This is a genomic window from Acinetobacter sp. G18 (assembly GCF_052660225.1).
This window is the reverse complement of the sequence record NZ_CP109658.1, coordinates 1,729,796-1,753,949: the sequence shown is the minus strand read 5'-3', so window position 1 is coordinate 1,753,949 and position 24,154 is coordinate 1,729,796. Positions and strand designations below refer to the sequence as shown.

Below are 24,154 nucleotides of genomic sequence, written 5' to 3'. Positions count from 1 at the left end.
TTAATATACCTCAAAAAACTTAGGCTATTTAATAAAAAACTATTGAGGTTTGAACTGAGTAATTCTTGCACCCATTTGCTCAGCCAATGCAGCTAAACTACTCATTGGACGAATCATTACTTCAAAGTCAATAATTTTACCGTGCTCATTAAAACGGATCATATCAATTCCTTTCAATGATTTGTCACCTACATTTGCACTAAACTCAAGCACTACATTTTCGCCATCTTCTGTGTAGAATTCTCTGTGATAGGTAAAGTTTTCAAATACCTGAATCACGTTAGTAAGAATAAAGAAAACAACTTGTCTTCCCTCATAAGGTTTATAAGCAACCGGTGAACGGAAAACGACATCATCTGCGAGCAAATCATTTAAGTTCGATAAGTCGTTTGATTGAATCATTTGGTGCCATTTTTCTAATGACTGTTTCGTTGTTTCAAGTGTCATTTTTCTTTTCCTTCAAATTGGTTTTAGTAGTGAGCATTCTCTTATTTAAGACAATGCTCACTTAACTCATTAAAGAACCGCTGCTAGTTCAGCACCTTGACGAATAGCACGTTTAGCATCCAACTCACCGGCTTCTTTAGCACCACCAATCAAATGAACATTCTTACCATCTGCTTTTAATTGGTCATACATTGCAGTAAATGATTCTTGGCCCGCGCAAATTACAACATTATCAACTTCAAGCACTGTTGGTTTTCCATCAACCGTAATATGAAGACCTTGATCATCGACTTTTTCGTAGTGTACGCCTGCTAACATTTTCACGTTTCTATTCTTAAGCCCTGTACGGTGAATCCAACCAGTCGTTTTACCTAGTCCCGCACCTACTGAAGAAGCTTTACGTTGTAGCAAATAGATTTCTCGTTCAGAAGCTTCAACTTTCGGCTGCTTTAAACCACCAACGTGTTCATAGTGAGTATCAATACCCCACTCTTCATAAAATTTTTCTGGATTTAAACTGCCACTTTCACCTTCATGGGTTAGGTACTCAGCTGTATCAAAACCGATACCACCTGCCCCAATAATGGCAACACGCTGACCTACTGGTACACGCTCTTTAAGTACTTGTAAGTAGCTCAACACTTTTGGATGATCAATACCTTCAAATTGTAATTGACGAGGTGTTACACCAGTTGCAACTACAATTTCATCAAAGCCTGATTGGCTTAACTCTTCATAAGTCGCTTTATGATTTAATACAAGTTCAATGTTCGGACGTAATTCAATTTGACGATTAAAATAACGTAATGTTTCGTAGAACTCTTCTTTACCCGGTACAGTTTTAGCTATATTAAACTGACCACCAATTTGATGGCTTGCTTCAAAAATTTTAACTTGGTGTCCGCGATCTGCCGCATATACAGCAAAACTTAAACCTGCTGGTCCTGCACCAATAACAGCGATATTCTTGTGATTTTTAGCTTCTTTAAAAATCAGTTCTGTTTCATAACATGCGCGAGGGTTAACTAAACATGTTGCGATTTTCATAGAGAAAATATGATCAAGACAGGCTTGGTTACAGCCAATACAGGTATTGATTTCATCACTACGACCTTCACTTGCTTTTAAAACAAACTCAGGATCTGCAAGCATTGGACGTGCCATTGAAACCATATCAGCATGACCCGATGCTAATACATGCTCAGCCATTTCAGGTGTATTAATACGGTTTGAGGTAATTAATGGAACTGAAACTTCGCCTTTTAATTTTTCGGTGACCCAGGTAAATGCAGCTCTTGGTACTTTTGTGGCAATTGTTGGAATACGGGCTTCATGCCAGCCAATACCCGTATTAATAATGGTAGCGCCTGCTTTTTCAATTGCTTTAGCAAGCTGAATAACTTCTTCTAAAGTAGAGCCGCCTTCAACCAAATCAAGCATTGATAATCGGTAAATAATAATAAAGTTTTCACCAACTATTTCACGTGTGCGTTTTACGATCTCGATAGGAAAACGAATGCGGTTTTCATAGCTACCACCCCATTCATCATCACGATGGTTTGTTCTTGCCGCAATAAACTCATTAATTAAATAACCTTCAGAGCCCATAATTTCAACACCGTCATAACCGGCATATTGCGCAAGCTTGGCACAGTTTGCAAAGTCATCAATGGTTTGTTGAACCTCAGCAGAAGTCATTGCTTTAGGTTTAATTGGGTTAATTGGTGCTTGAATTGCCGAAGGTGCAACAATTTCAGGCTGATAAGAATATCGGCCCGTATGTAATATTTGTAATGCAATTTTTCCACCAGCAGCATGGACGGCTTCGGTAATGACTTTATGTTTTTCAGCTTCTTCTGTGCTATCTAACTTAGAAGCATGAGCAAAAGTTAAACCTGCCTGATTGGGTGCAATACCGCCAGTAACAATGAGTCCAACATCCCCTTTAGCACGCTCTGCATAAAAAGCTGCCATACGTTCATAACCACCTGGCGCCTCTTCTAGACCAACGTGCATAGATCCCATCAATACGCGATTTTTTAATGTCGTAAAACCTAAATCTAATGGTTTTAATAAATGCGGATATAACGACATAACAACTCCTTGGCTTGCTAATCTGCTTGCTTAATGCAACTTGTTGCATAAATTTATAATCAAATTTTGACTTTTATGCAACATGTTGCATAATCTTATGAGTCACACTTTACTTTTGCTTACAAACGGATTGCCATGTCACTTCCCCATGTTTTACTAACCAGCTTACTAGAACGTCCAAGCACTGGCTTTGAACTTGCTCGCCGTTTTGACCGTTCTATGGGCTTTTTTTGGAATGCCACGCATCAGCAAATTTATCGTGAACTCAACAACATGCTTAAAAAAGGCTGGGTCTCTACTTTAGAAAATGAGATGGATAGTGGCCGAAAAAAAACTTATCAGGTCGAACAACTTGGGCGTATAGAACTGGCTTCATGGATGACACAGCAAAGTGAACCTGCACAGCTTAGAGATGACTTAATGGTAAGATTGCGTGCAGAAGCACAATTGAGCAATAATCAAATATTGCCCGAACTATTGCGACATCTTGGTTTACACAAAGAAAAGCTTAAGCTTTATCAAAGTATTTATGATAAAGATTTTAAAGATAACGATGACTTGAATAATCGAGTGCTATATATCCACAAAATGATTTTGGAACTCGGTATTACCATGGAAACTGAATGGATCAAATGGTTAGAACAAGTCATTCCTCAATTAAAACTTTTTGCTCAAGATAACGTATCTGGAGAATAACCATGCCTTATTACACCATGCCCGATCAGGAAAGTTTATTTGTACGCCGTGTTGGTCGTGGTGAACCAGTATTAGTATTATCTGGATTAGGTATGCAGAGTTGGCAATGGCTACCTTTTATCTATGCAAATCGTAAAGAATACGAGTTTATTATTCCTGACTGGCGTGGTTTTGGCGGTTCAAAAAATTGTGCAATTCCCGACCAAGACGCCATATCCAGTCACTGGCAAGATGTTGCTCATTTAATTGAGCAACTAAAACTTGAGAACTTTATTTTAATGGGTTACTCAATGGGTGCCACCACTGCAATGCATGGTATGAAGCATGCCCATCTTGCACAGCAGTTAAAAGCGTATTTACACATAGATCAAACACCAAAAATATCTGTAGATTCGACATGGCAATATGGCTTATTCGGCCCTTTACATGCCCAATTCAAAAAACTACTCAATGATATTTATCAATTATTATCAAAGCACAAAAATGCCAAGTATCTTTATGAATTAGCGCTTCCAGACCGCCAAGAATTGGTACGCTTATGGGTAGATTTTATTGAATTGCAAAGTAGCAATCCATTTAGTCCTTTTGTTTTTAAAACTGCATTAAAACAACCTTTTTTACAGAAGTATTTGCTGCCGATTCAGCGATTAGATTATTTATTTTGGTATGTCGAAAATTATCTTTTTCACAATGAAGATTATCGTGAAGCGCTTCAGCAACTACAGTGCCCAACAACTTTCTTTATTGGGCGTAATTCGACACTTTACCCAGAAACTGGTCAAACACTTATTGCACACAGCGTTGAACATGCAAAAGCAATTTATTTCGAACGATCAGGCCATACGCCATTACTAACTGAACCGAAAAAGTTCGGTCATGAAATAAGCACTTTTTTATCCGAACTAAAACATGCTTCTTAAAAAAAAGGGATCTGCTAAAACAGATCCTTTTTTAAACCTATAAAATATTAAGCTGAATGAGCTAACTCATTCACCTTTAATTGTTCAGCAACGCTTAACAAAAGCTGCTCCGTTTTATCCCAGCCTAAACAACCATCTGTCACTGACTGACCATAAGTCATTTCACATGAAATTTTCTGATTACCATCAACTAAATGGCTTTCAATCATGACACCCTTCACCTGAGTTTTTAAGCGTTCAGCAACGATCTGCTGCAAAACCTCTGGCTGACGTAAAGGGTCTTTACCACTGTTGCCATGACTACAGTCAATGACTAATGCAGGAAGATTTTGTTTATGTTTTTCACGTATTGCCTGAATTGAAGCTAAATCATAATTAGGACCATGATTCGCTCCACGCAAAATTAAATGTGGCAATGGGTTACCAGCACTCTGAATGACAGAAGGTAAACCTTGCTGATTCATACCTAAAAATTGATGCTCATTTTGTGCCGACTGAATAGCATCTAAAGCAATTTGAATTGAACCATCTGTACCATTCTTGAAACCAATGCTATATGGCATGTGACTTGAGATTTCACGGTGAATCTGAGACTCGCTGGTACGAGCACCAATTGCTCCCCAAGCCAACAAATCATCAAAATAACCCGTTGCCATTGGGCTTAGAATTTCGCTCGCAATTGGCAAACCCTTTTCAATAATTTGTAAATAAAGCTTACGTGATTTTTCTAAACCTAATTGTAGATTAGATGATCCATCAAGATTTGGATCATACATATAACCCTTCCAACCTACAGTTGTACGCGGCTTTTCAATATAAGCACGCATCACGATGAATATTTGATCTTTAACTTTTTCTTGTAATTTTTGCAGTTTTTCTGCGTATTCAAGAACCGCAACTGGGTCATGAATTGAACATGGTCCTGTAATAACCATTAAGCGCTGATCTTTACCAGCAAGAATATTTTGAATAATTTGGCGGTGTTCTGCAATTTGACGTGCGAAGGTCTGCACAAGCGGATATTTAGCTTTTAACTGGACAGGTAAACTAACTGGTGTTTCTTTTGTATTACTTTGAGTTAGTAGAGTATTTAAAGCATTCATTGGTCTTTTCCTTTGGACTGAAACCGAATCAGTCCGATCATTTATTTAAGCGTTTTGGATCTATTCGTTGGCAAAGGTAGGCAAAAGTAAAACCAATAAAAGTTGCTAAAGTATGAATAAGTCATGTTGTTCATTTTGAGTTCCTCGATTTGAAAAAGATAAAGCATAAAAAAACCTGATCGGGGTTGCCGATCAGGTATTAACTGTGATGGGCAACTTTCGTGCCCGAATACGCTCAGGCAACTATCTAAATTGCCAGAAATAAAAGTAAGCGTTAGAATTCACAGATTGATTTAACATCTTTATCTCAAATATTAAAAAATGTTCCTTAAATCTAAAATACGCATTGTTGATGAGTTTGACAAGTGTTTTTTTTGAAAAAATTTCTTATTTTTCACTGAAAATTTAACTAACCACTTTCATTTTTAGCGGATTAATCCTTGCGGCTGTAAAATAATCAAACTTGCACCACAAAGCACAATCAAGCCGCCTAAAATATCCCATCTCGTTAAAGCAATCTGATCGACAAAACGCAGCCACATCAGCGCAGTAAAAATGTAAATACCCCCATAGGCCGCATAAATTCGTCCAGAGGCAGCGGGATGTAATGTAAGCAACCAAACAAAGAGAGCCAAGCTTAAGGCTGTTGGCAACCATAACCAAGCAGACTTCCCTTCTTTCAAAATAAGATAAGGAAAGTAACAACCTAATATCTCAGCGATGGCAGTAATAATAAATAACCCGAACACACTGAGTATTCGGGTTATAGAAAGACTATCAATTAACATAAATTAAGCTGGTTCTGCCGTGTGGTGATCTTCAAAAACTTCAAGTTTAAGACCAACTGCTTTACCATCTTCTTTCTTCACAGATACCGCTACATTACCGCCATGATCTGCAAGTTCACCAAACAGAATCATTTCAGCTAATGGTTTCTTCAAGTGTTCTTGAATGAGACGTTGCATTGGGCGAGCACCCATTAAACGGTCATAACCATTAGTTGCCAACCAATCACGCGCACTTTGATCTACATCTAGAACCACACGTTTTTCATCTAACTGTGCTTGTAATTCTGTTAAGAATTTATCAACAACAGATTCAATCACTGTGGTTGGTAAAGCTTTAAACTGAATAACACTGTCTAAACGGTTACGGAACTCTGGTGAGAATGCACGCTTCATTGCATCTTGGTTATCTAAGCTATGGTCTTGCTCTGTAAATCCAATGCTTGCACGTGAAATACTTTCTGCACCAATGTTTGTCGTCAATACAATAATGACATTTCTGAAGTCAGATTTACGGCCATTATTGTCTGTCAACGCACCATGGTCCATGATTTGCAACAACAGATTAAACACATCAGGATGTGCTTTCTCAATTTCATCAAGCAACAAGACACAATGCGGATTTTTATGGATCGCATCTGTGAGCAAACCACCTTGGTCATAACCTACATAACCTGGAGGAGCACCAATTAAACGAGAAACAGCATGACGTTCCATATACTCAGACATATCGAAACGAACAAGCTCAACGCCTAGCAATTTCGCTAATTGTTTAGTAACTTCAGTTTTACCAACACCGGTTGGACCAGCAAATACAAAGCTACCCACAGGCTTGTCTGGTGATTTCAAACCAGCACGTGACAACTTGATTGCAGAAGCCAATGCAGTGATTGCTTCGTCTTGACCAAATACAACACGTTTTAGGTCACGCTCAAGATTTTCAAGTACTGATTTATCATCTTTAGACACAGTCTTAGGCGGAATACGCGCAATTTTAGAAACAATGTCTTCGATATTTTCTACAGTAATTAAGCTGTCTTCACTTTCTGCTTTTAAGCGACGCTGAGCACCTGCTTCATCGATGACATCAATTGCTTTATCTGGCAAGAAACGATCATTAATAAATTTCGCAGAAAGCTCAACCGCAGAAACCAAAGCTTTGTCGTCATACTGTACGTGGTGGAAATCTTCAAACTTAGTTTTCAAACCACGTAAAATATCAATAGTTTCAGAAATACTTGGTTCATTTACGTCAATTTTTTGGAAACGACGAGATAACGCATGATCCTTTTCAAATACCTGACGATATTCTTGGAAAGTCGTTGAACCGATGCAACGTAACGTACCATTTGCCAAAGCAGGTTTAATGAGATTCGATGCATCCATAGTGCTACCCATACTTGAGCCTGCACCAATAATCATATGAATTTCATCAATGAATAAAATCGCATTTGGATTTTTCTTCAAAGCATTCAGCAATTGTTTTAAACGTTTTTCAAAGTCACCACGGTATTTTGTACCCGCGACCAATGCGCCAATGTCGAGACTATAGACTTCTGCATTGCTCAGCGGTTTTGGTGCTTTACCATTTACGATGAGCCAAGCAAGGCCTTCCGCAATTGAAGTTTTACCTACACCTGGATCACCCACTAGCAATGGGTTGTTTTTACGACGGCGGCAAAGAATTTGCGCTGTACGCTCAATTTCTTTTTCACGGCCAATAAGTGGGTCTGTTTTTCCTTTTTGCGCTTCAACATTTAAATTAAGCGTATAAAGTTCCAATGGCCCTGCATTGCCTGAATTGCTTTCACCCTCAATGTCTTCAACTTCTTCTTCAACCTGAACTTCGTCTTTACGTGTCCCATGAGACAAGTATTGAGTCAAAGTCAAACGATTAATTTGATGACGTTTAAGTAAATAAACAGCAAAAGAATCACGCTCTGAATACATTGCGACCAAAACATCCGCACCTTCAACAGTACGATCACCACCACTCGATTGAACGTGGAAAATTGCACGTTGCAAAATGCGGTCGAAACTTTCAGTTGGATGTGGAGCTTGCTCGCTATTTTCGCCAAGCTTAGGAGTATGTTGTTCTACATATTCTTCTAATTCTTTACGTAAAGAAACAATATCAGCTCCGCATGCTTTTAATGCATTCACAGCCGAATCGTTATCGAGTAAGGCTAATAGTAAGTGTTCAACTGTAAGAAACTCATGTCTCTTTTGACGAGCCATGCTAACAGCCAAACGTAATGATACTTCTAATTGACGACTGAGCATGTGACCCCCTTATGCTTTAGGCTCAATCTGGCAAAGTAATGGATGACCTTGCGATCGAGCGTAATTATTAACAAGGTTTGCCTTGGTTTCCGCGATGTCTCTTGGATATACCCCGGCAGTACCTTTACCTTCATAGTGTACTGTTAGCATTACTTGAGTTGCTTGGTCAAGATTCATTGCAAAGTATTGTTGTAAAATTTCAATTACAAAGTCCATTGGTGTGTAATCGTCGTTCAATAATACTACTGCATATAAGGGCGGACGCTTGAGTTCGGGAGGTGCTGTTTGAACAACAACCTCTCCATCATGATCTTCGTTTTGCGAATCACTTAAGCGTGGATTGAAGTGCCAATCGACATAGCCAGACTGCTGAAAAGAAGCCTTAATATCTTTTAAATTTGTTTGACGCTTATTTGTTCGCATATGATGTTACTATTGTGAATTTGCTTCAGCTTGGGGAATTTCTGCAACAAAAGCAGAAGGTGTTTCGACAGGTGCACCACGCTGCCAACTAAAACGCTTAATCACAGGTGTATCAGAACCACCCGTTAAACGCACTTCAATAAACTGAGGTGTGAAACCCTTAGGCATGGTCCAACGGCCTGTTAAACGCTCAAAATCAGTGAAGTTAAAGTTCTTATCTTCAAGCGGTACAACCAAAACTTCTGTATCTTTAATCAGCCTAATCTCTACTGAGCCAGAAGCACGGCGTTTACTTGGACTCACTTGTACCAGATCGAGCTGATATTCATAAGCATTTTCTGGTAATGGCTTAATTGCCAAATTTTGAATCGTTAAGCTTAAACCACCGCGTTGTCTTAAAATTTCTCGGTAGATATTACTCATACCTTCTTGTTGTGTTTTATCAGCATTTGCTTGATTCAGTGCTGTAAACAGATCATTCGCATTTGTAACAGCAACATCACGCTCTTGTACAGCAGCATTCAGGCTTTTATTGACTGCATCTAACGCTGTTTTTTGCTTTTGCACTACTTCAACCAATTGCTCTGCATCTGCATCGTAACCTACAACAGTTAAACCTTGACGGTGTCCAATTGTATAGCCGAGCGCAAAACAACCACTTATTAAAATAGCAGCACCAATAAACAAAGGCTTATTAGTGTTTAAAAATTTTTTCTTTTGCAACGAACTTTCTACAGAAGTCGTCTGTTCCGAGTTTTGCATCGTCATCTCAGTGTTCAAGATCAGAGTCAAGACACACATTTAAATCGAAATTTAAATGTGTGTGAAGCAAAAAAGAGTTTTTTATGGTAATAAACCAATCCCTTGTAAGCCTTCGTCTTCATTAAAACCAAACATAAGGTTCATATTTTGTACAGCTTGACCAGATGCACCTTTTACAAGGTTATCTTGCGCCGCCAAAATAATGAGTTTATTTGGTTGTGGTTTATACAAAGCAATACGTAACTCGTTTGCTCCACGTACACTACGTGTTTCAGGTGAGCTGTTTGCAGGCATAACATCTACAAATTTTTCATTTGCATAGAAGTTTTCATACAAAGCTTGTAAGTCTGTTTGCTTACCTGTCTCTGTCAAGTCCACGTAAATTGTACTCAACATACCACGAATCATTGGCACCAAATGCGGTACAAATAATAGACCATCAAACCCACCTTTCTGTCCCGCAATATTTTCTAATGCTTCGACAATCTCTGGATGATGGCGATGTCCTGCAACACCATAGGCTTTAAAGTTATCGGCATTTTCACTGTAAATCATGCCTAAGCTTGCTTTACGGCCAGCACCTGAAACCCCTGATTTAGCATCAATAATAATGTTTTTAGTTTCAATCAATGCTTGTGCAGATTTTAAAAGTGGAGCCAAACCTAATTGAACAGTTGTTGGATAACAACCTGGATTACCAATGACTTGAGCCTGTTTAATTTTTTCACGATTTAACTCAGTTAAACCATAAACAGAATCTTTTAGTACATCTGGGCATGCATGTTCCATGCCATACCATTTTTCAAACTGTTCAAGATTTTGCAGGCGAAAGTCCGCTGCCAAATCAATAACTTTGGTCCCTGCTTCGATCAAATCTTTTGCATGTTGCATCGCAACACCATGTGGGGTCGCAAAGAATACAACATCACATTCTTTTAATGCATCAATGTTTAAATCTGAAAATTGAAGATCTGTATGCCCACGTAAGTTTGGGAACATATCAGCAACTGGTTTGCCTGCTTCTGTACGTGAAGTCAGAACTCGAACCTGCGCTTTTGGATGTCGTAATAAAATACGTAATAGTTCAACGCCTGTATAACCAGTTCCACCAACAATTCCGACAGAAATCACGTGCATTACCTCAAATATTGAATCTATACTTGCGGTAGTATGACAGGATGTCCAGGCTTACAAAACCATTTCATGCTTGGTAATTTTAATTTTTTTATTTTTAGCCTTAATTACATAGCACTTGCTGGTCTGTCAGAACCAAACAAATATCAGTAAATAAATACCAGATTCATTTTTGGAGAGCTAGGATGCTTGATCAATCAAAAGAAACAAAGTTGCGCACTTATCTCGGCCTTAGTACTTTAATTTTAAGCGCAGCCCTTGTGGGATGTGGTGGTGGCAGTAGTAGCGGTTCATCTAATACAACGACACCTACTGTGCCAACTCCTGAAGTTACGACAGATTTCACACTTAAAACCCCTGTCGAAATGCGTAATGTTCAACTTAAAGTCTATGACAATACCGATAATAGTATTTTGATTGATACCCAAGTTGCGAGTTTAACAAGTTATAATATTAAACTTCCAAGTACTAAATTGAACCGTCTTTATCGAGTTGAAGTCATAACTCAGGCTTCATCTCAAGTATTTGACCCGATTAATTCTAAATATCAAAGTATTTCTGGTGTTTATCACGCTTTTATTACACCAAGCTCAATCAGTAATAAAACTCAACTGATTAGTCCAACTTCAGAAGCAATTTATCAGCGTGCTGTAATCCGATCAGGGCAACTGCCACAAGAAACTATAAATCCGACTCTGATTGAAGTATCTCATGCTGACTTGGCTTCTCAAGATGTTTACACAGCACTTATTAGTGCATTTAAAGATGCAGCCATACCAAGCTTGAGTCCAGCTAGCCCTCTGACTGTTCTAAATTTATTACAGTATTCAACAAAGCAACCCAGTACTTATGTGGACAGCTATCTTAGCTTTGGATATTTACAATATTGGAATACGATCCACGGCAATTCGAACGCTTATCAAGAACTTACAAATAGCCTTGCAACCGATTTAAAAGATGGATATTTAGATGGCAAAAAACTTATTGGTGATAATACAACCATGACACCTATTTTTAGCCCTTCACCAGATAATATTGAGCCTGTAAAAAATACGCTTTTGGACATTGCAGCTAATCAAAAAGCAACTCGTGATTATTTTGCTACTAATTTAAAAGCTGCCACATTGCAACTGGCAGATTCACAAAGTCAGTCTAGTTTAGACCAAACAGGATATGCTCTTTTGCAGAAAAAACTCTATTCTGGGGTTGTGCCTTCTGGAAATACGACTGATTTTTTCCGTATAGATGGTGCGGGTGATTATCGACGTGCAGTGGGCTTTAGCGGCATTACAGCCACTTGTAATGGTTCAGCTTATCCATGTAAACAAGGTTTGACCAGCATCAATATAGCTGACCCAAAACTACCTGCCACAGACTATTTAGTCGGTCACTATGAAAACAGCGCATCAGGCTGCCAACTTAATTTCCGTGCAAATGGACAAATTGAGTTAATTCAAGGCTCTCAGATTTATCGTTCTGCATTGAGTGCGGATAGTACAGACAACTTACTGCAAACAGATGCTGCAAGTTATAGTTACTTACTTAACTCAAGCTCATCTGAACCAAACAATTCAACGCAGCAATATAATTTTATACAATTACACATTAAAGCCAATAAAATTGTCAGCGCACAAGCTGGCCTTGATAGCCGCAAAGCACCAGATGTATTACAAACAAAACAATTGGAATGTAGCTTTAGCTAAGCTGTTATATACCACCAAGCAGGCAATGGATTGGCTTTTAATTGTCTGCGGTTCTGCATATAGTGAGGGTCGAACTTTGCAACTTCGGCCCAAAATGCAGGGCTATGGTCGAAGTGTTTAGTGTGTGCCAATTCATGAATACAAACATAACGGGTAATTTGGGCTGGCATAAGAACCAGACCTGCATGCAACATAATATTGTGCTGACTACTACAACTCCCCCAACGAGTTTTAGGACGTCGAATTGTACATTCAGAATACGTTAAACGTGTTTTTTGGCTAAGCTCTGACAAAAGAAGTGGCAACTCTTGTTTGGCATAAGCAATCACGGCATTTTGTAAAGCTTGATAAGGTTGTTGGTCTTTAATGAATAAATAATTATTTTCCCAATCAAATTGAAAAATACGATGTTGCTTTTGTACAACAACTTGAAAAGGCTGTTCTCTATTGAAAAAAGAAATCTCTGAAGGAATCTCAAAGGATGCTGATTGAACGTGTTGCTGTTTACTCCACGTCTCGATCAACCATTGCTCAGACTGCGCCAAAAACTGCTGAATCTGTTTCTTGCTACAAAATAGCGGGACAGTCAGTCGTATAGAGGCAGGCTCAACACGTAAGCGCAATTTTCTTGCCCTTACGTGACGAACAATTTTAATTTCTGGCATTTCCACAGACATTACTGTGCAGTACGCTCTTCAATACCATTATTTGTCGCAACAATTGCAATTGTTGCAGGGTTTAACGCAAAAATACCGTTAGTCACAACACCCGGGATATTGTTGATGGTCTTTTCCAAATCAATTGCGTTTAAGATGTTCAAATTAAATACATCTAAAATAACGTTTCCATTATCTGTCACCACACCTTCGCGGTAAACTGGATCACCACCTAAGCTGACCAATTTACGAGCTACAGCAGAGCGCGCCATTGGAATTACTTCTACTGGTAATGGGAAATCACGACCAAGTTGATCTACCCATTTCGAATCATCAACAATACATACAAATTTTTTAGCAATTGAAGCTACAATTTTTTCACGAGTTAATGCTGCTCCGCCGCCTTTGATCATATGCATATGACGATCAATTTCATCTGCACCATCTACATATGCATCTAAGCCACCTACATGGTTCATATCAACCACTTCGATACCTAATTTTTTAAGACGGTCTGCTGTTGCTTGCGAACTTGCTACCGCTGCTTCTAGCTGTAATTCAGGCAATAAATCAATTAGAAAATTTACAGTACTTCCAGTTCCTACCCCTAAAATGCCACCTTTGGGTAAGTGTTTTAAAGCAGCTTTCGCAGCAGCTTGTTTCTTTTCATCTTGGGTTGCATATAGGCTCATTACATCACTCAACTATTTTTTGACATTTATGCGCCAATAATCGGCGCAAATGCACAAGGGTTTGCTACAATAATTTCCTATTTTAAACTGTTATAGGGAAGATGAACATGCTGTCTCGTGTGGTACGACAAATTTTACAAGCAACGGTTTATGATGTTGCAATTGAAACACCTCTCGAAGCAGCTCCACGAATTAGTCAAAAATTAAATAATACAATTCGTTTTAAGCGTGAAGATTTACAACCAGTTTTTTCTTTTAAATTACGCGGTGCTTATAACCGTATTAGTCAAATACCGAAAGACCAACTTGAGCGCGGTGTAATCTGTGCATCTGCGGGCAACCATGCACAAGGCGTGGCATTGTCTGGTCAACGTTTAGGCATTCCTGCAATTATTGTTATGCCAAGCACTACTCCTGATATTAAAGTTCAGGCAGTTAAGCGATTAGGTGGCCAAGTTGTATTACATGGCGATAGCTTTGATATTGCAAACAAATATGCTCAACAACGTGCCGAAGCAGAAGGATTAGTTTTTATTCCTCCTTATGACGATGAACTGGTTATTGCTGGTCAAGGTACTATTGCGAATGAAATCTTACGCCAATGGCGCGATGTGGAATATGTATTCGTTGCTGTTGGTGGTGGTGGTTTAATTGCTGGTGTAGCAGCCTATCTAGGTGAAGTTGCACCACATGTAAAAATAATTGGTGTTGAATATGAAGAGTCTGCTTGCTTAAAAGCAGCTTTAGAAACCAATGAACGTGTAGTGCTACCACATGTAGGCTTATTTGCAGATGGTACAGCAGTTGCCCAAATTGGTGCTTTGCCGTTTGATATTATTCGTCTTCGCAAATCAGATAATTCGGGCCCAATTGTTGAGCCAGACATTGTTACTGTAAATACAGATGAGATTTGTGCCGCAATTAAAGATACCTTTGATGAAAACCGCAGCATTGTTGAACCATCAGGCGCAATGGCGTTAGCTGGTATTAAAAAATATGTAGCTGAGCATAAAATTAGCGGTAAAAACATGGTGTCGATTGTTTGTGGTGCCAACATGAACTTTGACCGTTTACGTTACATTGCAGAGCGTACTGAACTAGGTGAGCAACGTGAAGCAATTTACGCGGTGACGCTTTCTGAAGAAAAAGGCGCATTCTTAGGTTTCTGCCGTGCCCTACAAGGCCGCAATATTACCGAGTTTAACTACCGCGCAAATAACACAGAAGAAGCACAAGTTTTTGTGGGTATTAGCTTAAAAGGTGGTGATGCTGAACGTCATGAAATTTTAGAGCAACTTAAACAACAAAATTATGTTGTCGATGATTTATCTGATGATGAAGTTGCTAAATTGCATATTCGTTACTTGATTGGTGGTCATGCCAATCTTGACGATGAAAGATTGTTCCGTGTTGAGTTCCCTGAACGTCCAGGTGCATTACTCACATTCTTAACTCGTTTAGGCCCAACCCACAATATTACCCTGTTCCATTACCGTAACCACGGTGCTGCTGAAGGTCGCGTATTGGTTGGTTTACAAGCAACAGATGCCAAACAAAATCCAGATGGCTTAATCGAAACTCTAGAGCAAATTAGCTATCCATATGCAGAAATTACTGACAATGTGGGTTATAAGCGTTTCTTGAAATAATCTTTTATTTTGATAAAAAGCCGGCAAATTTGTCGGCTTTTTTATAATTTAAGCTCAATATTTTTTATATTTACATTGCTTGTCTTTATCTCAAAGAAAATTTCATTAAAAATAAAGCCCTAATTAAGTATAAAAGGTTATTTATGGCACAGTTCGCGGTCATCGGCTTGGGAAGTTTTGGAGCAACAGTTGCTCAAGAACTCACAAAATTAAATCATGATGTTATTGGCATTGATACAGTCAAAAAGAATGTAGAGAACCTTGCCGATGTTTTAACTCATGCGGTCATTGCTGATGCTACAGATGAACATGTACTAGATGAATTAAACATTCAAAATTGTGATGCAGTTGTCGTTGCAATTGGTGAAGATATTGAAGCCAGTATTTTATGTGTGCTGAATTTAAAAAATCTCGGTATTGATAAAATCTGGGTAAAAGCAAAAACTAAAGCCCACCACACAATTTTGTCTCACCTCAATATCAATAAAATCATTCATCCTGAAGAAGACATGGGCGTACGTGTTGCGCAAGCACTCAATTACCCTATGGTGAGTCGTTACATGTCTTTAGATGATGATCACTATATTGTGAAAATTGATATTCCCGAGAAATTAAATGGTATTAACTTGTATGGAATTATGCAGCAAGCACCACAGGTTAAAACACTACTTGTAAAAAGACAGCAGCAAATTCTATTTGAAACTGATGAGACTTTTACCTTAAAAATGCATGATATTATTATTTTGGAAGGTCATTTACAGCAACTTAAAAAACTCTCACATTGTTTCTTATAAGAAAACGAACTAGAAAATATGTCTCTTAAACCTAAGCCACACAAAACACTGAATTTAAGTCCTCCATCTTTATTAGCGTTAGGGTTTCTAGCATTTATTATATTCGGCACATTGTTGCTTAAGCTTCCTATTGCCAATAACGGACATGTCAGCTGGATGGATGCATTATTTACAGCAACCTCAGCGGTTACGATTACAGGTTTATCTGTTTTAAATATTCATCAATCTTTTACACTTTTTGGACAAGTCATTATTTTATTACTGATTCAGTCAGGTGGTTTAGGCTTCATGACTTTTGCAATTTTGGCTGCACTAAGTCTATCGCCGAAAGTTGGTCTTAAGCAGCAAATGATGGCTCAAGACAGTCTTGGTCAAACCAGCCTCTCTAAAGTGACCTTTGTTGCAAAAGGTGTTGTCGCCTATACTTTTCTTTTTGAATTGATCGGAACCATAATTCTTACGACTGCATTTACACCTGCGTTTGGTTTTGCTCGCGGTTTGTATTATGCAATTTTTTATAGTATTTCTTCATTTAACAATGCGGGTTTTTCTTTATTTAATAATAGTTTAATGGGGTTCCAAAACAACTATGTCATCTGTCTAACAGTGAGTTTACTTTATATCTTAGGTGGACTTGGCTTTTTAGTTTTGATGGATATCAAACAGAATAAAAAGTGGAAAAAACTAAGCCCCAATAGCAAACTCATACTTACAACAATAGCGATTATTAATTTAGTCGCCTTCATATTAATCTGGGCTTTAGAAGCGCAGAACCCACATACATTAGGAATGCTGAGTGTAGGCGATCAAGCTTTACATGCTTGGTTCCAAGCGACTGTTCCACGATCTTCAGGGTTTAATACTATTGATACAGGTGCAATGACTAATAGTAGTTCCTTGGTTATGATGCTGCTCATGTTTATTGGTGGCGGCTCACTCAGTACCGCTGGCGGTATTAAGGTAGGAACCTTTGCGATATTGGTTTTAAGTGTACTTTCATTTCTAAGACGTACAGATGAAATTAGAGTCTTCAATCATTCTGTTTCTCATGAAACTACTTATAAGGCCTTAGCAGTTACTGCTATTACCAGCATTCTTATATTTATTGGGTTCTTTATACTTTTACTTTTAGAACCGAAAGCTGACTTTATGAACTTATTATTTGAAGTGGTATCGGCAGCCTGCACAGTTGGACTTTCTCGTGGTATTACACCAGATTTACACAATGGTAGCCTGTTTATCTTAAGCCTACTTATGTTTGCAGGAAGACTTGGACCTTTAACTCTGGCATATTTGATCGCCACACCTAAAAAGAGTCGCCTCAAACATCCTCAGGCCAACATTCAAATTGGTTAATAAAAAAAAGCCGCTTTTACAGCGGCATTTTTATTAGCTTGAACTTAGTACCAGTTCATGAGTGAAACACCCAAACCTGCATAAGTTGCACGGTGGTTATAGTCAATTAAGCTTTCACCATATCCATTAAATAGCTGAAAGTGACCACGTAACTTACCACTAATTGGGAACGCCCAGTCAAACTGAACTGCACCATGAGAGTCATCACCACCTTTTAGAGAGTGGCGTAGCATTAAAGAGAAATCGTTATCTTTCCACTTATAAAAAGCAGTTAAATCCCCACGCCCAACATAATCTTCAATATCAGGGTTGTTATCATCTTTGGCAGTTTCATTAATGCGTACCCAAGGACGAAGCATGACAGCAAAGTTACCACGCTCTAAGCCCACATTAAAAATGACACGGTTCCAGCTACGAGATAATGGATCTGAACGACCATTTGACTGGTGATTTAAAGTTACACCTAATAAACGACCATCTAAACCGAGCAACTCATAGTTTGTTCTAAACATTAAACTTGCTTCAGGCTCATAGTTCGTTTCACGGAAAGGACGAGATTCTTTAGCATTAAATGTCTGCCAACGTGAAGATTGCGTATACCCCACCCACAAATCACCATTGTTGCCAAAAATATTTTCCAAAGCTTTAGTTTTTAAAGAAATTTGAAATTTAGTTTCCGTCGATTTCAAATCTTGAGCTTCTTTAACAGTGTTATTGGGATTTGGACTACTTGGAAATTCATTTTTATCACTAGTCCAAAATACAGGTAGTAAATAGACAGGCTGATAAGCACGAATATTCCAAACACCAAGCTTACTCTTTTCAGATAACTCCCACCGTTGGTCTAGTAAAGAAGTGGTAGGCTCAATTTTTGGAGCCTTCCCTATTACTTTAATGTTACTAACCGTATCTACAATCTTCTCTTTAAATGTTTCAGGCTGAACAGCAGGCTCATCAACTTTTTTAACAGGCTCTGGGACTGCTGCAGCTTGCAGAGCGGGCAAAGCCGAGGGTTTAAATACAGAGTCATAACAAGCTAGGCGATCAGCATTTGAAGCAAGGGCAACACATGCATCTACGGTCGCAGGTTTTACAGGGGCTAAGGTGTCAGCATATGCCACCGACGCACATAAACAGCTAAGCAGGGTTCCCATACTTAGCTGTAATGATGTGCGTTCAAATTGTCTGAACGCCATGTTCATCTCCAATTTTTATTTTAATTAACTTGTTTAATTGTAAAGCCCAGTTGCTGCAATTCATCACGTTTTGCAAAAGGTGCAACCACAGCTTTTACAGGTGTTTGTTCAACTAAATATTGACGCGCAACACGTTGTAAGTCTTCTAGAGTCACATGCAATAGTCTTTCACGTAAGGTACGGCGGAAAGCTGGAGTTCTTGCATGTAACAGTGCATAACATGCTGTAATTGCTTCACCTGCCGGTGAACCAGGTTTGTCCATACTCGCCACCAGACCAAGAATTGCTTCTTCTAGTTGATGAGGTTGTTGCTCTGTATTTAGCAACCATTGCACACTCGCTTCAAAGTCTTTAAACGTCTCAGCTAAACGTGGGTCACGGTAACTAAAGAAACGGAATGAACATGCATTTCCATCATAACTAGCACCACCACCATAAGCACCACCTTTTTCACGAATAGCGCTGTGTAAGAAACCATTACGCAAGTAGGCTGCCAACACCATTAAAGGTGCTGCATCTGGATGAGACACTTCAACTGCTTGATATGCAGAAGCACAGAACTGAACATTGGTTTGAATTAACCATGCTTCATGTTCGTTCGTATTTTCTTGTTCAACTTGGTTTAACTCAGCCGCTGCTTTATCAACGTTTAGCTTATCCCAAACATTTTGAATTTCTTCAACTAAACGCTCTGACTGATGCTCTTCACATACCAATAAGAACTGTTTAGGTGCTTGCAATAATTTGGTATGGATATGCTTCAATTCAGCAATAAGTGTATCGTAAGCGGCATCGTCTTGAGTAATTTTAATAACAAGCTCACCCAACCAGTTCAACGCACCTAAGCCAGTGTTTTGATAGTCGCGTTGAGCTAATGCACTCATATTACGAGATGCAATCTGCATCGCATAACTATGACCAGCTCCTGATAAACGAGACTGCCAACGTGTCTTACGTTGCTGTAACAACTCAATAATGCGCTCTTTCTCATCGAAGCGAAGTTGTTCAAATGCTAGTTTTAATAAATGAATCGCATCGAACTTCTGAGTTAAAGATTTAGTCGTTAAAGTTAACCAAGCACTAATTTTGTCTTTATCATCAACTTTACTGCGTAACGAAGCACCCATTCCCAAACCACCACTTACAGCTGTTTGTAAGTTTTGTAGTTCAAGATAGTCATACTCACCTGCACCAACTTCACCCATTAAGATAGAGAGCAAATTGAAATATGGTGAGCTAACAACATCATCAGGAATCTGAATGAGGACTTGTTGATAGTAAATACCATTCGTTCCGGCATGATACAAATTCAACGGCGTATCCATTCGATTACAGATAATTTCACGCAATTGACCTTGTACAATGTGCAAGTCAGCAGGAACGTCTTCTAGACCAACTTTAGGTAATAGCTCAAGATTGTCTGGTGTATCTTGACGTTCTTGTAATGCTTTGGTTTTAGCAACGATCTCTGCTTTGTCTTCTTCAGTGAGTTTTTCACCAATCGCAGCTAAACGTGCTTTTTCAGCTTCTTGCTCTTTTACTGACTTAGTTGCATCCGGTACTAAAGTCATTTGGACACGATGCGGGTTATCCAGCAAATGTGTTTGAATTAAATTAGATAACCACATTGGGTCTTGGAGTTCTTCTTTGACCTGAGCAATCGCACTATCAACATCCCAAATCTGAATTGGGTCATTATGGTGAATAGCACCACTTAAACCATTTAAGATCAGGCTTAAGCCATATGGTGTACCGTCACCATTAATTTCACGTTGATGCAATTCGATTTGATGCAAAATCGCATCAACCAAAGCAGAATCAATTGGTTTTGCAGCTACTTCACGTAAAATATTTAAAACACCATCTTTAAAGCTTTCTGCATACTCTGGGTTTGAACCTTGAACTCCACAATAGAATGTCATTTCAAAGTTACTGTCATCTACGCCCATTAATGGACCAGTTGACTGAGCATAACCACAAGTTTCTAAATAATGACGTAGTGGCGACGCGGAGTTTTCAAGTAAAACACCTTCAACCAAACGCATACCTAGACGTAGTTTGATATCACTCGCTTGCGGTAACAACCAAGACAATACATGGTAAGTTTTATCTTTTAACTCATCTCCATCAACAGCATAGTTTTCTGTAACTTCTACAGGTGCTGTTAAACGTTTTTCTGGTTTTGAATATAAAGTTGTACCCGCAGCAAACTTATGTAGAGCTAGTTTTTCAAATTGCTCTTGTAACTCATATGCCGTTTGGTTACCGAAGGTCATAAATACCGCATTACTTGGATGGTAATGAGTTTTATAAAATTCGACTAACTGTTCATAGGTTAAATCAGGAATATCTTTAGGATCACCACCTGAGTTGTAGTGATATGTAGTTTCAGGGAATAGATGATGAGCCAACTGGTGATAAAGCTGATCAGACGGTGCACTCATTGCACCTTTCATTTCATTGAACACTACGCCTTTATATACAGGTTGGTCATTTTCAAGTTCAATACGAATACCTTCTTGAGCAAAATCAAGAGGATTTAAATTTGCTGAAAAAGCCGCATCAAGATAAACAGAGAGTAAGTTTTGGAAATCTTTCTTATTTTGAGTTGCAAATGGATAGGCTGTCCAATCTGCTGCTGTAAACGCGTTCATAAATGTATTTAATGAACGGCGAATCATTAAAAAGAATGGGTCACGAACAGGAAACTTTTCAGAACCACATAAAGCTGTATGCTCTAAAATATGTGCAGTTCCTTTAGAATCCATCGGTTGTGTTCTGAACGCAACAAGGAATACATTTTCATCATAATCAGTTGCCAAGTGATAATGCACCGCACCTGTGACTTTATGCTTATATTCAGACACTAAAATATCTAATGCTTCAACATGGTGCTGACGTAGCAACTGAAACGCAGGGTGAACAGTTTGAGAAATGGTTTCAGTGACATCTACAGTCATGTGATCTCCTAACATATCGGATAAGTGAATAAGTCTCATTATAGCCTGAGTCGGCTTGAGATTGGCGAACAAAAGCCAAGTAAAATACTATGTTTTTGTTGAGTATTAGTTTTTATGGGCATAGCTTTGATATCAAACACATAGCCCACGTGGTTGTATCCTAGCAGAACAAAACCTTTTAATACTATCTATATGCTATACAACACACAAAAAAGCTCATCATTTCGATGAGCTTTTTTGATATTTGTTAATTAAAAACGATAGCGAAGTGCGACTTGTGCATTTAGCGGGTCACCCATCATGTTTGAATCATTTGCTCCACTATGACCTGAAACAAAGTAATCGCGATCAAATAAGTTATTAAGGTTCAAGTTCACATCATAACGTTCACTTTGATAACCTAAGGCCGCATTCACAACTGCATAACCTGGTAACACGTTTTTGTTGTCTGGCGCGCTAAAACGTGATGATTCACCGCGTCCGCCTACAGCCGCATACCAATGATCATTAATTTGGTATTTTAACCACAGGTTAGCTGTGTTGTTTGGCGTAAGCGCTGAGTGATTACCCGTAAATCCAATGGTCGATTTTTCAATCTTACCATCCATATAAGAATAGCCAGCTAGCACTGACAACTGATCAGTCAACTGACCTGTTAATGAAAGTTCAATACCTTTGGTTTTTTGCTCACCTGCTAAGATTGCAGTTAAACCCTTAGGATCATTCGGATCTTGGTTTTGAATATTGGTTTGACTCATCTCAAATAAAGCCAATGTCACATTCAATTGATCATTTACATCCCACTTCGCACCAACCTCATAATTTTCAGTTTTTGTAGGACTTAAATCAGCACTATTTGTATATAAAACAAATGAATCAGCCAAAGGCTGGAAAGAACGGTTATAAGAAGTATAAAGTGAAAGATTGTTTACTGGCTGATAAACCAATCCGATTCGTGGAGAGTAAGTGTTATCAGTTCTATTTAATATTTGAGACTTTACTTTATTGTTACGATCTTGTGATAGATTGTCATAACGTAAACCAACTAAAACTTTAAGCTGATCTGTCACTGTCATTAAATCTTGTAAATAGATGCCGTAGTTTTCAAAAGTATTACTATTATTAGTTCCCGCAGCTACACTTGTATCTAATGGAGCCCAATTTTCGAGCTCTGGGTTAAATATATTGGTAATTTGACGAGCTTTACTCCACACCAGTTCGTCTTTATGTTGCTTACTATATTCAGCACCAATTAATGTATTGTGCTTTAAAAAACCTGTATTAAATAAAGTACTCAGTTCTTGCTGAATATACACACCATCTTCATTACGTATCCGTTTACTTTGACTTAATTGAACTTGATCAGCAGGCAATTTATTTTTTGCAGAATCTTGATGGGATACAACACTATATTGACGGTCTAATGAATAGTTATAGTGGCGAACTGCACCATGATATTTGAGTTGATCATTAAACTCATGGTCTAAGCTGATAGTTTGACTTGAGATTTCGGTGTCAACATCTCCAACTTCTTTACCGTTTAATGCGCCATAAAAAGTTTTAGGATTTGTTTTAACAGGTTTACCTGTAATTGGATCTGTCGGGAAGCCTTGATCCGCTAAACGGTCATCATGCAAATAGTCAGCCTGTAGTAAAAGTTTAGTTTTATCGCTAATATCCCACTGTACTGATGGAGCCACAGCCTGACGTTTTAAAAAAGCCTGATCTCGATACCCATCGGAGTCTTCAACTGCACCAGTTAAACGAACCTTAACATTCTCTGCTACTTTTTCATTCACATCGACTTCTGCACGGCGTTGCCCTGTAGTACTACCAATTAAGCTTACTTCACGTAAAGATTCATCCATTGGCTTTTTATTGATCTTATTAACTAACCCACCCGCTGAACCACGACCATAAAGTACAGAAGCAGGTCCTTTTAGTACCTCAACTCGTTCAACATTCGACATATCGCGAAAATACAATGCATCATCGCGAATACCATCTACATAATTATCTGTGATTGCTGAGAAACCGCGAATCATGACCTGATCACGCTGTCCATCACCGACACTAAAGCTTAAACCAGCAACGTTTTGCAAGGCACCCTGCATAGAAGTCACAGTCTGCTCTCTTAGGATTTGTTTAGGTACGACATTTACAATTTGAGGAACATCTTTTAATTGCATAAGTCCCTTAGTGGCACTGGATGCTTGTCCCACTTCTTGTTTTAAACTGATTTCCTTGTCAGCTTTGACTGAAATTGTTGGAAGATTGGTTACAGCTTGTGAGTCTGCCTCTGCGGCATATACTTGGCCTGTTATAACCCCAAACGATGAAATAAATAAAATAGAACGCTTCATGTAAGTTCGCTACGAATAATTTCACGCGAAGTTTCAATGAAATACTATACCTTTGTAAATATTATCAAGAATCATTATTAATTGATAATATTTATTAAAAGGATTATTTCAATAGCCTAGCCAAAACATACTTTGTCT

At 38.5% G+C, this 24,154-nt stretch carries 19 protein-coding genes; 6 read left to right on the top strand and 13 right to left on the bottom strand.

Going from position 1 to position 24,154, the window contains the following annotated elements; translation table 11 throughout:
* Positions 1-39 precede the first annotated feature (39 nt).
* Positions 40-447, bottom strand: a complete 408-nt coding sequence (locus NE363_RS08390) for a nuclear transport factor 2 family protein (RefSeq protein WP_445536243.1) — start codon at positions 445-447, stop codon at positions 40-42.
* A 69-nt stretch (positions 448-516) separates the two neighbouring features.
* Complete coding sequence (locus tag NE363_RS08385) at positions 517-2,541, bottom strand: NADPH-dependent 2,4-dienoyl-CoA reductase (RefSeq protein WP_174741413.1); 2,025 nt, start codon at positions 2,539-2,541, stop codon at positions 517-519.
* Between the two features lie 135 nt (positions 2,542-2,676).
* On the opposite strand from NE363_RS08385, the gene NE363_RS08380 reads away from it, so the two are divergent.
* Positions 2,677-3,237: a PadR family transcriptional regulator gene (locus NE363_RS08380; RefSeq protein ID WP_004701316.1), complete on the top strand. Its 561-nt coding sequence runs from the start codon at positions 2,677-2,679 to the stop codon at positions 3,235-3,237.
* A gap of 2 nt (positions 3,238-3,239) precedes the next feature.
* Positions 3,240-4,157, top strand: coding sequence for an alpha/beta fold hydrolase (locus NE363_RS08375; RefSeq protein ID WP_445536242.1), 918 nt, complete (start codon positions 3,240-3,242; stop codon positions 4,155-4,157).
* A 47-nt stretch (positions 4,158-4,204) separates the two neighbouring features.
* Here the strand turns inward: NE363_RS08375 and NE363_RS08370 are convergent, their stop codons facing one another.
* The 6 genes from NE363_RS08370 to argC all read right to left on the bottom strand — a co-directional run bounded on the left by NE363_RS08370 (position 4,205) and on the right by argC (position 10,650).
* Positions 4,205-5,260 carry a 3-deoxy-7-phosphoheptulonate synthase gene (locus NE363_RS08370; protein WP_445536241.1) on the bottom strand — a complete coding sequence of 352 codons (1,056 nt, stop codon included), beginning with the start codon at positions 5,258-5,260 and terminating at the stop codon, positions 4,205-4,207.
* A gap of 425 nt (positions 5,261-5,685) precedes the next feature.
* Positions 5,686-6,048: a YnfA family protein gene (locus NE363_RS08365; RefSeq protein WP_445536240.1), complete on the bottom strand. Its 363-nt coding sequence runs from the start codon at positions 6,046-6,048 to the stop codon at positions 5,686-5,688.
* Between the two features lie 3 nt (positions 6,049-6,051).
* Positions 6,052-8,328 (bottom strand): ATP-dependent Clp protease ATP-binding subunit ClpA, encoded by a 2,277-nt coding sequence (gene clpA, locus NE363_RS08360; protein WP_004701310.1) that lies wholly within the window; start codon positions 8,326-8,328, stop codon positions 6,052-6,054.
* Between the two features lie 9 nt (positions 8,329-8,337).
* Positions 8,338-8,751: an ATP-dependent Clp protease adapter ClpS gene (gene clpS / locus NE363_RS08355; RefSeq protein WP_001260033.1), complete on the bottom strand. Its 414-nt coding sequence runs from the start codon at positions 8,749-8,751 to the stop codon at positions 8,338-8,340.
* Positions 8,752-8,760: 9 nt separating this feature from the next.
* Complete coding sequence (locus NE363_RS08350; protein ID WP_445536239.1) at positions 8,761-9,519, bottom strand: DUF6776 family protein; 759 nt, start codon at positions 9,517-9,519, stop codon at positions 8,761-8,763.
* 75 nt (positions 9,520-9,594) lie between these two features.
* Positions 9,595-10,650, bottom strand: a complete 1,056-nt coding sequence (argC, locus tag NE363_RS08345) for an N-acetyl-gamma-glutamyl-phosphate reductase (RefSeq protein WP_100193565.1) — start codon at positions 10,648-10,650, stop codon at positions 9,595-9,597.
* Between the two features lie 182 nt (positions 10,651-10,832).
* On the opposite strand from argC, the gene NE363_RS08340 reads away from it, so the two are divergent.
* Positions 10,833-12,350 carry a hypothetical protein gene (locus tag NE363_RS08340; protein ID WP_445536238.1) on the top strand — a complete coding sequence of 506 codons (1,518 nt, stop codon included), beginning with the start codon at positions 10,833-10,835 and terminating at the stop codon, positions 12,348-12,350.
* Here the strand turns inward: NE363_RS08340 and NE363_RS08335 are convergent.
* Positions 12,347-13,027: a YgjP family zinc-dependent metalloprotease gene (locus tag NE363_RS08335; protein WP_134263040.1), complete on the bottom strand. Its 681-nt coding sequence runs from the start codon at positions 13,025-13,027 to the stop codon at positions 12,347-12,349. The genes NE363_RS08340 and NE363_RS08335 overlap by 4 nt on opposite strands.
* Complete coding sequence (gene rpiA, locus NE363_RS08330; RefSeq protein ID WP_004791976.1) at positions 13,027-13,698, bottom strand: ribose-5-phosphate isomerase RpiA; 672 nt, start codon at positions 13,696-13,698, stop codon at positions 13,027-13,029. Before rpiA ends, NE363_RS08335 begins: the two co-directional genes overlap by 1 nt.
* A 101-nt stretch (positions 13,699-13,799) precedes the next feature.
* Here rpiA and ilvA point away from each other — a divergent pair, with 101 nt between their 5' ends.
* The 3 genes from ilvA to NE363_RS08315 all read left to right on the top strand — a co-directional run bounded on the left by ilvA (position 13,800) and on the right by NE363_RS08315 (position 17,497).
* On the top strand, positions 13,800-15,347 hold the full coding sequence (gene ilvA / locus NE363_RS08325) for a threonine ammonia-lyase, biosynthetic (RefSeq protein ID WP_171220315.1): 1,548 nt from the start codon (positions 13,800-13,802) through the stop codon (positions 15,345-15,347).
* Between the two features lie 143 nt (positions 15,348-15,490).
* A complete protein-coding gene (locus NE363_RS08320) occupies positions 15,491-16,141 on the top strand; it encodes a potassium channel family protein (RefSeq protein ID WP_049066688.1) in 651 nt (216 codons plus the stop codon).
* An 18-nt stretch (positions 16,142-16,159) separates the two neighbouring features.
* Positions 16,160-17,497: a TrkH family potassium uptake protein gene (locus NE363_RS08315; protein WP_039249846.1), complete on the top strand. Its 1,338-nt coding sequence runs from the start codon at positions 16,160-16,162 to the stop codon at positions 17,495-17,497.
* Between the two features lie 44 nt (positions 17,498-17,541).
* On the opposite strand, the gene NE363_RS08310 is transcribed toward NE363_RS08315, so the two are convergent.
* From NE363_RS08310 to NE363_RS08300, 3 genes are all read right to left on the bottom strand, one after another.
* Positions 17,542-18,693: a phospholipase A gene (locus NE363_RS08310; protein ID WP_445536237.1), complete on the bottom strand. Its 1,152-nt coding sequence runs from the start codon at positions 18,691-18,693 to the stop codon at positions 17,542-17,544.
* Positions 18,694-18,713: 20 nt separating this feature from the next.
* Positions 18,714-21,653 (bottom strand): insulinase family protein, encoded by a 2,940-nt coding sequence (locus NE363_RS08305; protein ID WP_445536236.1) that lies wholly within the window; start codon positions 21,651-21,653, stop codon positions 18,714-18,716.
* 251 nt (positions 21,654-21,904) lie between these two features.
* Entirely contained in the window at positions 21,905-24,016 is a 2,112-nt protein-coding gene (locus NE363_RS08300; RefSeq protein WP_445536235.1) for a TonB-dependent receptor, read from the bottom strand.
* Between the last annotated feature and the right edge of the window lie 138 nt (positions 24,017-24,154).

Excerpts from the sequence above, each read along its gene's own strand:
- NE363_RS08300 (WP_445536235.1), bottom strand. The coding sequence starts at position 24,016 with ATGAAGCGTTCTATTTTATTTATTTCATCGTTTGGGGTTATAACAGGC.
- NE363_RS08340 (WP_445536238.1), top strand. The coding sequence starts at position 10,833 with ATGCTTGATCAATCAAAAGAAACAAAGTTGCGCACTTATCTCGGCCTT.
- NE363_RS08390 (WP_445536243.1), bottom strand. The coding sequence starts at position 447 with ATGACACTTGAAACAACGAAACAGTCATTAGAAAAATGGCACCAAATG.
- NE363_RS08385 (WP_174741413.1), bottom strand. The coding sequence starts at position 2,541 with ATGTCGTTATATCCGCATTTATTAAAACCATTAGATTTAGGTTTTACG.
- NE363_RS08310 (WP_445536237.1), bottom strand. The coding sequence starts at position 18,693 with ATGGCGTTCAGACAATTTGAACGCACATCATTACAGCTAAGTATGGGA.
- NE363_RS08365 (WP_445536240.1), bottom strand. The coding sequence starts at position 6,048 with ATGTTAATTGATAGTCTTTCTATAACCCGAATACTCAGTGTGTTCGGG.
- ilvA (WP_171220315.1), top strand. The coding sequence starts at position 13,800 with ATGAACATGCTGTCTCGTGTGGTACGACAAATTTTACAAGCAACGGTT.
- NE363_RS08320 (WP_049066688.1), top strand. The coding sequence starts at position 15,491 with ATGGCACAGTTCGCGGTCATCGGCTTGGGAAGTTTTGGAGCAACAGTT.
- NE363_RS08335 (WP_134263040.1), bottom strand. The coding sequence starts at position 13,027 with ATGTCTGTGGAAATGCCAGAAATTAAAATTGTTCGTCACGTAAGGGCA.
- NE363_RS08380 (WP_004701316.1), top strand. The coding sequence starts at position 2,677 with ATGTCACTTCCCCATGTTTTACTAACCAGCTTACTAGAACGTCCAAGC.
- NE363_RS08350 (WP_445536239.1), bottom strand. The coding sequence starts at position 9,519 with ATGACGATGCAAAACTCGGAACAGACGACTTCTGTAGAAAGTTCGTTG.
- clpA (WP_004701310.1), bottom strand. The coding sequence starts at position 8,328 with ATGCTCAGTCGTCAATTAGAAGTATCATTACGTTTGGCTGTTAGCATG.
- NE363_RS08315 (WP_039249846.1), top strand. The coding sequence starts at position 16,160 with ATGTCTCTTAAACCTAAGCCACACAAAACACTGAATTTAAGTCCTCCA.
- argC (WP_100193565.1), bottom strand. The coding sequence starts at position 10,650 with ATGCACGTGATTTCTGTCGGAATTGTTGGTGGAACTGGTTATACAGGC.
- NE363_RS08375 (WP_445536242.1), top strand. The coding sequence starts at position 3,240 with ATGCCTTATTACACCATGCCCGATCAGGAAAGTTTATTTGTACGCCGT.
- clpS (WP_001260033.1), bottom strand. The coding sequence starts at position 8,751 with ATGCGAACAAATAAGCGTCAAACAAATTTAAAAGATATTAAGGCTTCT.
- NE363_RS08305 (WP_445536236.1), bottom strand. The coding sequence starts at position 21,653 with ATGACTGTAGATGTCACTGAAACCATTTCTCAAACTGTTCACCCTGCG.
- rpiA (WP_004791976.1), bottom strand. The coding sequence starts at position 13,698 with ATGAGCCTATATGCAACCCAAGATGAAAAGAAACAAGCTGCTGCGAAA.
- NE363_RS08370 (WP_445536241.1), bottom strand. The coding sequence starts at position 5,260 with ATGAATGCTTTAAATACTCTACTAACTCAAAGTAATACAAAAGAAACA.